This is a genomic window from Mycobacterium sp. (genome assembly GCF_002863225.1).
Classification (GTDB): Bacteria; Actinomycetota; Actinomycetes; order Mycobacteriales; family Mycobacteriaceae; genus Mycobacterium.
The window spans coordinates 48,097-60,645 of sequence record NZ_PKEK01000032.1; the positions used below are offsets into that span (position 1 = coordinate 48,097).

General features: G+C 67.8%; 12 protein-coding genes. 7 read left to right on the top strand and 5 right to left on the bottom strand.

From position 1 onward, the window contains the following. Positions 1-24: 24 nt before the first annotated feature. Positions 25-948, bottom strand: a complete 924-nt coding sequence (locus tag CYU59_RS07620) for an SDR family NAD(P)-dependent oxidoreductase (protein WP_292981188.1) — start codon at positions 946-948, stop codon at positions 25-27. Between the two features lie 81 nt (positions 949-1,029). Here CYU59_RS07620 and CYU59_RS07625 point away from each other — a divergent pair, with 81 nt between their 5' ends. Next, positions 1,030-1,512: a PH domain-containing protein gene (locus tag CYU59_RS07625; protein ID WP_292981190.1), complete on the top strand. Its 483-nt coding sequence runs from the start codon at positions 1,030-1,032 to the stop codon at positions 1,510-1,512. Between the two features lie 43 nt (positions 1,513-1,555). Further along, a complete protein-coding gene (locus CYU59_RS07630; protein WP_292981193.1) occupies positions 1,556-3,028 on the top strand; it encodes a PH domain-containing protein in 1,473 nt (490 codons plus the stop codon). Positions 3,029-3,031: 3 nt separating this feature from the next. On the opposite strand, the gene CYU59_RS07635 is transcribed toward CYU59_RS07630, so the two are convergent. Continuing rightward, entirely contained in the window at positions 3,032-4,717 is a 1,686-nt protein-coding gene (locus tag CYU59_RS07635; RefSeq protein ID WP_292981196.1) for a DEAD/DEAH box helicase, read from the bottom strand. A 151-nt stretch (positions 4,718-4,868) separates the two neighbouring features. Between CYU59_RS07635 and CYU59_RS07640 the strand changes: the two genes are divergently transcribed. Next, positions 4,869-5,570 carry a M24 family metallopeptidase gene (locus CYU59_RS07640; protein ID WP_292981199.1) on the top strand — a complete coding sequence of 234 codons (702 nt, stop codon included), beginning with the start codon at positions 4,869-4,871 and terminating at the stop codon, positions 5,568-5,570. Here CYU59_RS07640 and CYU59_RS07645 read toward each other — a convergent pair. After that, positions 5,567-6,466, bottom strand: a complete 900-nt coding sequence (locus tag CYU59_RS07645; RefSeq protein ID WP_292981201.1) for an SDR family NAD(P)-dependent oxidoreductase — start codon at positions 6,464-6,466, stop codon at positions 5,567-5,569. The two genes, CYU59_RS07640 and CYU59_RS07645, sit on opposite strands and share 4 nt — an antisense overlap. A gap of 102 nt (positions 6,467-6,568) precedes the next feature. Between CYU59_RS07645 and CYU59_RS07650 the strand changes: the two genes are divergently transcribed. From CYU59_RS07650 to CYU59_RS07660, 3 genes are all read left to right on the top strand, one after another. Next, complete coding sequence (locus tag CYU59_RS07650) at positions 6,569-7,135, top strand: TetR/AcrR family transcriptional regulator (protein WP_292981204.1); 567 nt, start codon at positions 6,569-6,571, stop codon at positions 7,133-7,135. Between the two features lie 245 nt (positions 7,136-7,380). Further along, the gene (gene groL / locus CYU59_RS07655) at positions 7,381-9,006 is read left to right on the top strand and encodes a chaperonin GroEL (RefSeq protein ID WP_292981207.1); all 1,626 of its coding nucleotides are present in this window, start codon (positions 7,381-7,383) and stop codon (positions 9,004-9,006) included. 76 nt (positions 9,007-9,082) lie between these two features. After that, positions 9,083-9,904, top strand: a complete 822-nt coding sequence (locus CYU59_RS07660; RefSeq protein WP_292981209.1) for an SDR family oxidoreductase — start codon at positions 9,083-9,085, stop codon at positions 9,902-9,904. Here CYU59_RS07660 and CYU59_RS07665 read toward each other — a convergent pair. Further along, the gene (locus CYU59_RS07665) at positions 9,901-10,044 is read right to left on the bottom strand and encodes a hypothetical protein (RefSeq protein ID WP_292981212.1); all 144 of its coding nucleotides are present in this window, start codon (positions 10,042-10,044) and stop codon (positions 9,901-9,903) included. The genes CYU59_RS07660 and CYU59_RS07665 overlap by 4 nt on opposite strands. A 127-nt stretch (positions 10,045-10,171) precedes the next feature. On the opposite strand from CYU59_RS07665, the gene CYU59_RS07670 reads away from it, so the two are divergent. Then, a complete protein-coding gene (locus CYU59_RS07670; RefSeq protein ID WP_292981215.1) occupies positions 10,172-10,516 on the top strand; it encodes a heme-binding protein in 345 nt (114 codons plus the stop codon). A 146-nt stretch (positions 10,517-10,662) separates the two neighbouring features. Here the strand turns inward: CYU59_RS07670 and CYU59_RS07675 are convergent, their stop codons facing one another. Further along, positions 10,663-12,384, bottom strand: a complete 1,722-nt coding sequence (locus CYU59_RS07675) for an amidohydrolase family protein (protein WP_292981218.1) — start codon at positions 12,382-12,384, stop codon at positions 10,663-10,665. Between the last annotated feature and the right edge of the window lie 165 nt (positions 12,385-12,549).

The following is a 12,549-nucleotide window of genomic DNA, read 5'->3' on the forward strand; positions in this document are numbered from 1 at the left end:
TATCTTACGGAGCCGTGGCGGCCGTCAGACCGGATACGTGACGTCGGTCAGTTCCTCGGAGACCGCCCACAGCCGGCGCTGCAGGTCTTCGTCGTGTGATTGTGCGCTGGACGAGACGATCTTCGGGTGGCCGCGCTGCTCGCCCAAGCCGTCGGGGCCGTAGTACTGGCCGCCCTCGACATCGGGGTCGGTCGCCGCGCGCAGCGTCGGCAGGGACCCCATCGCCGCACCTTGGAAAAGCAGCGGGCCCGCGATCGCGAACAGCGGTTTGATCAGGGTCGGCGCGTTGCGGCCCAGTTCGGTGGCGGACGAACCGGGGTGCGCCGCGACGGCGATCGTGTTGTCGTGGTGCTCAGCCAGCCGGCGTTGCAGCTCGTAGGTGAACAGCAGGTTGGCCAGCTTGGACTGCCCGTATGCGCCGAAGCGGTCGTAGCTGTGCTCCCACTGCAGGTCGTCGAAGTGGATCGCCGCACGCACCCGGTGGCCCATGCTGCTGACTGTCACCACTCGCGAACCGCGCACCGGCAGCAGGTTGTCCAGCAACAGCCCGGTGAGGGCGAAGTGGCCCAGATGGTTGGTGCCGAACTGCAATTCGAAGCCGTCGTCGGTGAGTTGCTTGGGCGTCCACATCACGCCCGCGTTGTTGATCAGCAGATCGATCCGCGGGTAGGCCTTGCGCAGCGCGGCCGCGGCGGCACGCACCGAGGCCAGTGAACCGAGGTCGAGTTCCTGCAACGTCACGTCGGCGTTGGGGTTGGCGGCGACGATCCTGGCCAGCGCGAGGTTGCCCTTTTCCGGGTTGCGCACCGCCAGCACCACGTGGGCGCCGGTGTGGGCCAGCGCCGCAGCGGTGTGATAGCCGAGCCCGGTGTTTGCACCGGTCACGATCGCGACGCGGCCGCTCTGGTCGGGTATGTCGCCGGGGGTCCATTTGCCGTCGGAGCTCATCGAAGAAAACGATACCCATCCGAACTCCGGAGTCGCCGTGTCGGTGCAGATCGGCTCGGCGTCGGTGGCATTGTCTACGGCGTGGACATGGTTGATCCCGCCCATCTGCCCAGTCGTCGCGCGCCGCTGCGGTGGGCGGTCGGCGGCGTCGTACCGTGGCTGCTGCTGGCGGTCGGTCAGGTCGGGTGGTACGAGTTCGACACGCGAATGCCGTGGCTGCACATCCTGATCGGCGTGGTGACCGTCCTGGGTGCCGTCGTCTCGACGGCCGTCGTTCCGGTCTGGCGCTACCGGGTGCATCGGTGGGAACTCGGCCCGCAAGCGGTGTACACCCGCACCGGGTGGCTGGTCCAGGAACGTCGTATCGCGCCGATCTCGCGAGTGCAGACCGTGGACACCTATCGCGGCCCGGTCGACCGGATCTTCGGCCTGGCCAACGTCACAGTCACGACGGCATCGTCGGCCGGCGCGGTGCGCATCGTTGCACTCGACGTCGACGTCGCCGACCATCTCGTCGCGCAGCTGACCGACATCGCCGCGATCGGCGCCGAGGACGCGACGTGAGTTGCGCGCGTTCAGCGTGTCGCGACGTCGAGGAGCGGCGCCGATGACCACCGCCGACTGGCAGCGGCTGAGCCCCCGGATGCTCTTGGTCCATCCGGTCTACGAGTTGCTGCGCGAGTTGCCGTTTCTGATCGGCGCCATCGTGCTGGGGACGACCACCGGTAATCAGTTCTGGACGATCGCGGTGGTGGCCTACACGGTCGTCATCGGTGTGGCCCGATGGTTCACCACCAGCTACCGCGTCGACGCGGCGCAACTGCAGCTGCGGACGGGATTGCTGCAGCGCAAGGTGCTGTCCTTGCCGCTCAACAGGATTCGTTCGGTGAGCAGTGACGCGCGGTTGCTGCACCGGGTGATGGGCCTGGCCGTGGTAAGGGTGAGCACCGGTCAGGAAGCCAAGGGCGACAGTGGTTCTGGCGCCTTCGAGCTCAACGCGGTCGAGGTGCGCCAGGTGCCGCAGTTGAAGGCTATCCTGCTGGCCGACTCGACCGAGCCGACGGATCACGCTCCCGCGGATGTCGAGGACGAGGTGCTGGCCCGCTGGCAGCCGGCGTGGTTGAGGTATTCGCCGCTGAGCGTGTCGGGATTGTTGTCGTTGGCCGCTGCTGCCGGGGTGATCTACCAGAGCGGATTCGCCGGGCCGCTGCAGCATTCGCGGATCGCGCAGGCGACGCTCGACTATGTCGCGCGGTGGGGCACCGTCAAGACGATCGCGGTCGCCGGCGTTGCGGTTCTGGTCGCGTCGGTGTTGCTGGCGGTGGTGCGGTCGCTGCTCACCTGGGGCAACCTGGTGCTGCTGCGACAGGCCGATGTCTTGCATCTGCGGCATGGCCTGCTCCGGCTGCGGGAGCGGGCCTACGACATGAGCCGGCTGCGCGGCGGGACCCTGCGGCAGCCGCTGCTGGTGCGGATGTTCGGCGGCGCGCGACTGGACGCGGTGATGACCGGTGTGCACGGTGCCGGTGAGGCGTCGGTGCTGCTACCGCCGTGCCCGATGTCGACGGCCCAGTCGGTGTTGACCGAACTGGTCGGTGACGCGGAGGTCGTCTCCGGGCCGCTGCGGGGTCACGGTCGCCGGGCCGCCACCCGACGGTGGACCCGGGCCCTCGGGCTGCCCTTGCTGGCCGGTATCGGGTTGGGTATCGCCGTGGCGTTGGGCGCGGAAGATGCTGTGCCGGTATGGGTTTGGCCCACCTGGATCGCGGTGACGGCATGGTGTGCACTGCTCGCGGTCGACCGCATCGACGCCCTCGGGCACCGGGTTCACGACGGCTGGCTGGTGATGCGATCCGGCAGCGTGGAACGACGCCGCGACTGCCTGGCCACCGCGGGCATCATCAGTTGGACGGTACGCCAGACGCCGTTTCAGCGACGGGCGAAGGTCGCGACCCTGGTGGCGGCGACCGCCGCGGGCGTCAAGCGTTACCCGTTGATCGACGTCCCGGACGATCTGGTGTGGTCGATCGCGGCCGAGGCATCGCCGTGGGTAGCCGAAAGCATGTGGGCGACAAGGTAAATGCTAGGCGGTCAGCCCGCGCACCGCGATGATGCGGGCGGCCAGCTGTTCGCTGGTCGCCGCGGCCACCGGGGGACCGCCGCACAGCCGGCGTAGCTCGTTGTGAATCCACCCGTGCGGCTTGCCGAGTCGGTAGTGTGCCGCCGACACCAGCGCATTGAGCTCGCGGCGGAGGTCACGCAATTGCCCGTGCCGGGTCACGGGCTCGACAGTGGTCACGCCCTCGCGGCTTCGGCGGTCGTACTGCTCTTCTTGCTGGCGGCGTAACAACTCGCGCATCTGGCCGGCGTCCAACAGACCCGGGATCCCCAGGTAGTCGGCCTCCTCGTCGCTGCCGGCCGGGGTCGCGGTGCCGAAGGAGGAGCCGTCGAAGATCACCTGATCCAGTTCGGCGTCGGCGCCCAGCGATTCGAATTTGTTGTCCATCTCGGACGGCTCGTCCTTGACCTGCTGCGCCTCGGCGAGTTCGTCCTTCTCCCGATGTGGTTGGCCCAGAACGTGATTGCGCTGTGCCTCCAACTCACTGGCCAGCAGCAGCAGCGACGGCACCGACGGCAGGAAGACGCTCGCCGTCTCCCCGGGCCGCCGGGACCGGACGAACCGGCCGATGGCCTGGGCGAAGAACAGCGGGGTGGAGGCGCTGGTGGCGTAAACGCCGACCGCCAGGCGTGGCACGTCGACACCTTCGGAGACCATCCGCACCGCGACCAGCCAGCGGGTGGTACCCGCGGAGAACTGCGCGATGCGTTTGGACGCGCCCGGGTCGTCGGACAGCACGACCGTGGGCTCTTCACCGGTAATCCGTTTCAGCAGAACGGCATAGGCGCGGGCGGCCTGCTGATCCGAGGCGATCACCATGCCACCGGCGTCCGGAACCCCGCCGGCCCGCAACTGCCGCAGCCGGGTGTCGGCCGCCGTGACCACGGCGGGCATCCACTCACCGGTCGGGTCGAGAGCCGTGCGCCAGGCGCGGGCGGTGTGCTCGGCGCTGGCCGGCTCCCCGAGTCGCGCGGCGTACTCCGCACCGGCGCTGTCCCGCCACCGGGTCTCCCCGGAGTAAGCCATGAACACCACCGGGCGCACCACACCGTCGGCGAGTGCGTCGGTGTAGCCGTAGGTGTGGTCGGCCTGCGACCGCATCAGCCCGCCGGCGTCCGGTTCATAGCGCACGAATGGAATCGGTGAGTCGTCGCTACGGAACGGCGTACCGGTCAGGCACAGTCGGCGGGTGGCGTCGTCGAACGCCTCCCGCAGCGCATCGCCCCAACTCTTGGCCTCACCACCGTGGTGGATCTCGTCGAAGATGACCAGCGTTCGTCTGCCCTCGGTGCGCACCCGATGCCGGGTCGGGTGGCTGGCCACCTGCGCGTAGGTGACGACCACACCGTGGTACTCCGCGGACGTGTGGGCGGCGCTGTTGCTGAACTTCGGGTCGAGCGCGATGCCGTCGACCGCGGCCGCCATCGCCCACTGCACCTTGAGGTGTTCGGTGGGCACCACCACGGTGATCGCCTCGATGGTGCGGTCGGCCAGCAACTCGGCGGCGATGCGCAGAGCAAACGCGGTCTTGCCGGCACCAGGGGTTGCGACCAGCAGGTAGTCGCGCGGTTTGGCGCTCAGATAACGCACCAAGGCTCGACGTTGCCAGCCCCGCAAAGCCCGGGTGCTGGGCGCTTCAACTGCCCGCACCCGTGGACTCCAATCTGATCGAGATGCAGTCTAGGGCAACGGCATCGGGGCACGCATCTCCGCAGGACGGCGGCGAGTCGCGCCAGCAAGCGGAGCCGATGTCGCGGCTTGCGAATGGGTGCTGTGCCGACCGGGCCGTAGCATCGATGCGGTGACCGAAGAGAGCGTTCGCGTCGAACGTCTCCTCGATGCCGAAGCGAAGGCTGCGCAATTGTTCGACGAGATCGAACGCCGCGGGCTGGTCCGCCCCGGGGTCGGCGAGAAGGCGCTGTCCGGCGAGATCAACGCGTTGGCCGCCGACCTGCTCGGCGTCACCCGGCACTGGCATCGGCGCATCGTGCGTGCCGGTGAGAACACCCTGCAGCCGTTCAAGGAACGTCCACCGGACCGTGTCGTCGCTGACGACGACATCGTGTTCCTGGACCTGGGCCCGATCTTCGAGGAGTGGGAGGCGGACTTCGGTCGCACCTTCGTCCTCGGCGACGACCCGGACAAGCTCGCCCTCCGCGACGCGCTGGCCAGGGTCTGGCAGGGCGGCCGCGACTACTTCAACGACCACCCGCAGGTCACCGGTGCCGAATTATTCGACGCCACAGTCGAACTGGCCCGCGCCGAGGGGTTCGGCTGGGGCAGTCACATCGCCGGACACCTGGTCGGGGAGTTTCCGCACAAAAAGATCCCCGGCACGAGGACCGAGTGGTACGTCATGCCCAAATCCACCAAACCGATGCGGCGGCGCGACCCCCATGGCCGCCAGTGCCACTGGATTCTGGAAGTCCATCTGATCGATCCGCAGCATCGGTTCGGTGGTTTTTTCGAGCAGCTGCTCGATCTGGGCGCGGACCGGGCCTAGACCGGAAATGTGACCCCGGTCAGCTCTTCGGAGACGGCCCACAGCCGGCGCTGCCGGTCGACGTCGTGCGACCTCTTGTTCGATGCCACGACCTTGGGGTAGCCCCGCATTCCGCCGAGGCCGTCGGGCCCGTAGTACTGCCCGCCGGTCACCGCCGGGTCGACGGCGGCGCGAAGAGTCGGCAATGCGCCCATCGCCGCGTCTTGAGACACCAACTCGAACGCGCGCCCCAGACCCGCGGGCAGATAGCGTGCCAGCTCGGTGCTGGAGCCGCCCGGGTGGGCGGCAGCGGCGAGCGTCGTCCCGTGCGAAGCGAGTCGTCGCTGCAGCTCGTAAGTGAACAGCAGGTTGGCCAACTTGGCCTGGCCGTAAGCCGCGACCCGGTTGTAGCTGTGCTCCCACTGCAGGTCGTCGAAGTGGATGTCGGCGATGATCCGATGGCCGATGCTGCTGACCGTCACGATCCGCGAGCCGGCGACCGGCAGCAGCCGATCCAGCAGCAGGCCGGTGAAGGCGAAATGGCCCAGATGGTTGGTCCCGAACTGCAACTCGAAACCGTCGCTGGTGGTCGACTTCGGCGTCCACATCACGCCGGCGTTGTTGATCAGCAGGTCGATGTGGTCATGGTCGGCGCGCAGCTGACGTGCCGCGGCGCGGACGGAGTCCAGTGAGGTCAGGTCGAGTTCCTGCAGGGCAACCGCCCCTCGCGGCCCATTGGCGGTGATCCGCGCGGCGGCGTCCTTGCCCTTGTCGAGATTGCGAACCGCCAACACCACATGTGCGCCGTGCTCGGCCAGTGCCTTCGCGGTCTCGTAGCCCAGACCCGTGTTCGCTCCGGTGATGACCGCGACGCGGCCGGTTTGGTCGGGAATGTCTCGTGTCGTCCATTTGGCCATGCCGGTGCTCCTAAGCTGTAAGGTAAACGGGGCGTGCGCTCCGGTTGATCCCACAACTATACGGAACGTGCGCCCCGTTTTGTCAACCGGTAGGTGGTCGTCATGACTGAACCCGCTCGACCGTTGCGCGCCGACGCGGCTCGCAACCGCGCCCGGGTGCTCGAAACGGCGTACGAGACGTTCGCCGCCGAGGGCCTTTCGGTGCCGATCGACGAGATCGCCCGCCGCGCCGGCGTCGGGGCCGGCACGATCTACCGGCACTTCCCGACCAAGGAAGACCTGTTCGCGGCGGTCGTCGAAAGCCGTCTCGAGCAGGTCATCGCCGCCGGGAGGGCCCTGCTGGACGACCCGGGGCCGGGCGAAGCGCTGTTCACCTTCCTGCGGTCGATGGTCCTGGAGTTCGGTGCGACCGACCAGGGTCTGGTGGACGCCCTCGGCGGACTCGGCATCGACGTCGAGACGGCGGCGCCGAACGCCGAAGGTGAGTTCCGGGCGCTCCTCGGCGAGCTGCTGCGGGCCGCGCAGGGTGCCGGGACCGTCCGCGCCGACCTCGACGTGCCGGCGATCAAAGCGCTCATGGTGGGGTGCCAGGCGATGCAGGGCTATGACAAGACGCGGGCCGAGCGGGTGACCGACGTCGTCATCGACGGTTTACGCCCGTCGCGATGACCGAGGCCCCCTTCTTGCTGCCCCGCTCCTCCTCGCCCCGCTTCACAGCGCGCATCGTCGCGGGGCGCTTCTTGCACTCGGTATAGGCGAGTGCTAAAAATGACACTGGCACTCCCGACCGGTGAGTGCTAGGTCGGGACGGTGAGGCCGGGGCCGCATCAGCGGAAGACACCCCAACGCCGTCCGTCGCGGGCACTGCACCCGACCACACACGTGTCATCCCCAATCGGAGGAATCACTTCGCAATGGCTAAGACAATTGCGTACGACGAAGAGGCCCGCCGCGGCCTCGAGCGGGGCCTCAACGCCCTCGCCGACGCGGTAAAGGTGACGCTGGGCCCCAAGGGCCGCAACGTCGTCCTGGAGAAGAAGTGGGGCGCCCCCACGATCACCAACGATGGTGTGTCCATCGCCAAGGAGATCGAGCTCGAGGACCCGTACGAGAAGATCGGCGCCGAGCTGGTCAAGGAAGTCGCCAAGAAGACCGACGACGTTGCCGGTGACGGCACCACCACGGCGACCGTGCTGGCTCAGGCCCTGGTCAAGGAAGGCCTGCGCAACGTTGCGGCCGGCGCCAACCCGCTGGGCCTCAAGCGCGGCATCGAGAAGGCCGTCGAGAAGGTCACCGAGACCCTGCTGAAGTCGGCCAAAGAGGTCGAGACCAAAGAGCAGATCTCGGCCACCGCTGCCATCTCGGCCGGCGACACCCAGATCGGCGAGCTGATCGCCGAGGCCATGGACAAGGTCGGCAACGAGGGTGTCATCACCGTCGAGGAGTCGAACACCTTCGGCCTGCAGCTGGAGCTCACCGAGGGTATGCGCTTCGACAAGGGCTACATCTCGGGTTACTTCGTCACCGACGCCGAGCGTCAGGAAGCGGTCCTCGAGGACCCCTACATCCTGCTCGTCTCGTCGAAGGTCTCGACGGTCAAGGACCTGCTGCCGCTGCTGGAGAAGGTCATTCAGTCGGGCAAGCCGTTGCTGATCATCGCCGAGGACGTCGAGGGCGAAGCCCTGTCGACCCTGGTCGTGAACAAGATCCGTGGCACCTTCAAGTCGGTCGCCGTCAAGGCGCCGGGCTTCGGTGACCGCCGCAAGGCCATGCTGCAGGACATCGCGATCCTGACCGGTGGCCAGGTCGTCAGCGAAGAGGTCGGCCTCTCGCTGGAGACCGCTGACATCTCGCTGCTGGGTCAGGCCCGCAAGGTGGTCATCAACAAGGACGAGACCACCATCGTCGAGGGCGCCGGTGACTCCGACGCCATCGCCGGACGGGTCGCCCAGATCCGCGCCGAGATCGAGAACAGCGACTCCGACTACGACCGCGAGAAGCTGCAGGAGCGCCTGGCCAAGCTGGCCGGCGGTGTTGCGGTGATCAAGGCCGGTGCTGCCACCGAGGTGGAGCTCAAGGAGCGCAAGCACCGCATCGAGGACGCCGTGCGTAACGCCAAGGCGGCCGTCGAAGAGGGCATCGTCGCCGGTGGTGGCGTGGCCCTGCTGCAGTCGGCTCCTGCGCTGGACGATCTGAAGCTCACCGGTGACGAGGCAACGGGCGCGAACATCGTGCGCGTCGCGCTGTCGGCTCCGCTGAAGCAGATCGCCTTCAACGGTGGGCTCGAGCCCGGCGTTGTCGCCGAGAAGGTCACCAACTCGCCCGCCGGCACCGGCTTGAACGCCGCCACCGGTGAGTACGAGGACCTGCTGAAGGCCGGCGTCGCCGACCCGGTCAAGGTGACGCGTTCGGCGCTGCAGAACGCGGCGTCCATCGCGGCGCTGTTCCTGACCACCGAGGCCGTCGTGGCCGACAAGCCGGAGAAGGCCGCGGCTCCCGCCGGCGACCCGACCGGTGGCATGGGTGGCATGGACTTCTAGTCCTTCAGGCAAACGAGAAACCCGGTCCCCACGTGGGGCCGGGTTTTTCGTTTCTGCGGGTACGTAGGGTTGGGCAATGCCTCTTCCGACTCCATCGGCGACCAGCACCGCCGTCGTGACCGGTGCCTCGTCGGGCATCGGCCGTGACATCGCCCGTGAACTGGTCGACCGTGGCCACGGCGTGACCCTGGTCGCCCGCCGCGAAGACAAGCTGCGCGAACTGGCCGACGAACTGGGGGACCGGGTTCGCGTCGAGTGGATCGCGTCCGATGTCGCCGATCCGGACGCGCGCGCCGGGATCTTCGGCGAACTGGCCAGCCGGGAACTGACGGTGGACATCCTGGTCAACAACGCCGGCGTCGGCACCATCGGGTCAGTGGCCAAGACCGCCGTCGACGACGAAATCGCCCAGGTACGGGTAAACGTCGAGGCCGTCATCGACCTGACGACCCGGGCCGTCCAGCAGATGGTGCCGCGAGGACGCGGCGCAATCCTCAACGTCGGATCGACCGCGGGCTTCCACCCCTTTCCCGGGCAGGTCGGCTACAGCGGCACCAAGGCGTTCGTGAAGTCCTACACCGAGGGGCTGCGCGGCGAGCTCGCCGGCACCGGCGTCACCGTCGCTCTGCTGTGCCCGGGGCCGGTGCGCACCGAGTTCCTGCAAAGCGCCGGCATGGACGAGAAGGCCTTTGCCGCCGCGTTTCCGAAGTTCCTGTGGATGGCGTCGCGGGATGTCGCGCGCATCGGCATCGACGCGCTCGACGGCGATCGTGGCACGGTGATCGCCGGACTGCCGAGCCAGTTCAGCACCCGGCTGTTGCAGTTCATGCCTCGACGATTGCTGATGCCGCTGCTGAAGAGTCAGCATCCGGGCCTGCGCAGGGACCGGGTCAGCTAGCCGACGTGGGCCATTTCCGCATCCAGCCCTCCACCGGCAGCGCCAAGGCGTTGCACAGCCTGCAGGTCATTCGGTACCAACCAATTGGCCGTGGGCAGCTCGATGCGCTGCTCATCGTCGAGATCGCGGCCGAGCGCCATCCAGGTGGCGTCCGACCAGGAGGGGCTGGACGCGGGTCATGCGTCTGAGGATAGGCTGAACGTTCGAACAGTTGGGGATGAAGGGAACGACACAATGGGAAATTCGTTACGGCGCACAATCTTTGGAGTGATCCCCAGCATCGCTGCTTGCCTCGTTCTTGCGCCGACCGCAGGCGCCGCGCCTGACCCGTGCTCGGCCAGCGGGGTGGCTGCTACCGCCAGCGGGGTGCTGAACTCGGCGAGCGGCTACCTCGACGCGCACCCGGACGCCAACAACGTCCTGACCGCCGCGGTCAACCAGCCGCCCGCCGAGGCGAAGTCGTCGGTGCGGGGTTACTTCATCGGCCACCCGGGCCAGGCGTTGGAGCTCAAGGGAATCGCCCAGCCGCTGCTTGATCTGCGCGGGCGGTGCAACACGTCGGTGTCGCCGGATCAGTTGGCTGCGCTGTTCGACGCGTTGTCGACGAACTAACGCACCACCTGCCACATTCGCCTCTGCCCGAGTGGGCAGTCGATGTGCCCACCTTCGAGCGACAACTTCCGCGCGAAGAGACCGTTGTCGCTCAGAGGTGGGCACATCGGCACATGCTCCAGACCCGGAATCAGGGGCGCCTGGGATCAGGCGGGCACGGATTGGCGGCCGCGGATCAACTTGCCCGGCCGCGCATCGGTCGGCTCACCGTTCTCCGCGATCACCTCACCGGAGACGATCGTCGCCACGTAACCGTCGGCGGTCTGGTCCAGCCGCCGGCCGCCCGCGGGCAGGTCGTAGGTGATCACCGGCTTGTGAATCTGCAACGCCGCATGATCGATGACGTTGAGGTCCGCCTTGTAGCCCACGGCGATCCTGCCGCGGTCGCCGAGCCCTGCGACGCGGGCTGGCACCGAGGTGAGTCGACGCACCGCCTCGGTCACCGAGAACCGGCCGGACTTTCGGTCGCGCGCCCAGTGCGCCAAGAAGTACGTGGAATAGCTTGCGTCGCAGATCATTCCGTAATGCGCGCCGCCGTCACCCAGCCCGAGCACCACGTCGTCGCGGTGCAGCAATTCGCCGACGGTGTCCAGTGAGTTGTTCTCCATGTTGCTGGTCGCGACGAGCAACATGGCGTGCCCGTCGTCATCGAGCAGCCGGTCGTAGGCCTCTTCCATCGGATCCAGACCCTTGGCGCGGGCGCGGGCGCCGATGCTGTCTTTCGGGTCAGGCTCGTAGTTGGGGTTCTCGTCCAGCGGGAAGATCCAGTCCCACATCTGCGTGACGAACAGCAGCGGATGTCCGTCACCGGGCTTGTCGGCGAGGATGCGGGCGCGGACCTCAGGCTTACGCATCTCGGCGACGCGCTCGGCCAGCGGCAGGTGCGCGATCTCCTGGTAGCTGGGATACAGCACGAACGGGTTGGCCGTGAGCTGCAGCCCGATGATCAAGCCGATCGGCCGGGGCAGCAGCTGGGCGGTGATGTCTCCGCCTGAGGCATTGGCCTTCTCGATCATCGTGATGGCGTCCGGCCAGGTCGGATCCCCGGCGTTGCCCACGACCAGGGTGAAGGTGACCGGCAACCCCACGTCCTCGGCCACATCGAAGACCGTCTGCAGGACGGGCTGGTAACCGCCGGCCGGGATGTCGGGTACGAACTGCAGCAGCCCGCCACCGCCGTCGACCACACCGCGGGCGATCTGTTCGATCTCCTCGCGTGCGGCGCCGTAACTCGGTATCGGAGCGCCACTTTCGGTCTTGTGAATGGTGAAGCGCGACGACGCGAAGCCCAGTGCGCCGACCTCGATCGCTTCCTTGGCCAGCTCGCGCATCCTGGCCAGGTCGTCCTCGGTGGCCGGTTCGCGGTCGGCGCCGCGCTTGCCCATCACGTAGACACGCAGCGGCGAATGCGGCAGGTACGCCGCCACATCGATGTCGCGCCTGCCGGCGTCCAGGGCATCCATGTACTGCGGAAAGGTCTCCCAGTTCCAGGGCAGGCCGTCGGTCATCACGACACCGGGGATGTCTTCGACGCCGGCCATCACATCGACCAGGACGTCGTGGTCCTCCTGGCGGCACGGCGCGAAGCCGACGCCGCAGTTGCCCATCACCACGGTGGTCACCCCGTGCGCCGACGACGGCGTCAGCCGCTCCGACCAGATGGACTGACCGTCGTAATGCGTGTGCAGGTCGACGAATCCGGGCGTCACCAGCAGGCCGGAGGCATCGATCTCGCGGGTGGCGCCCGCGCCGTTCACGTCGCCGACCGCGGCGATGACGCCGTCGCGCACGGCGATGTCACCGGTGTAGGGCTCGCCTCCCAGCCCGTCGACGATGGTGCCGTTGCGGATGATGAGGTCGTAGGTCATCTAAATAATCTACGACCGTGTCGGTGGCTGATGCCAGGATGAGCCGATGACCGCCGACGACGATGCAGAGCGGAGCGATGAGGAGGAGTGGCGCCGATGACCGCCGACGACGATGCAGAGCGGAGCGATGAGGAGGAGTGGCGCCGATGACCGCCGACGACGATG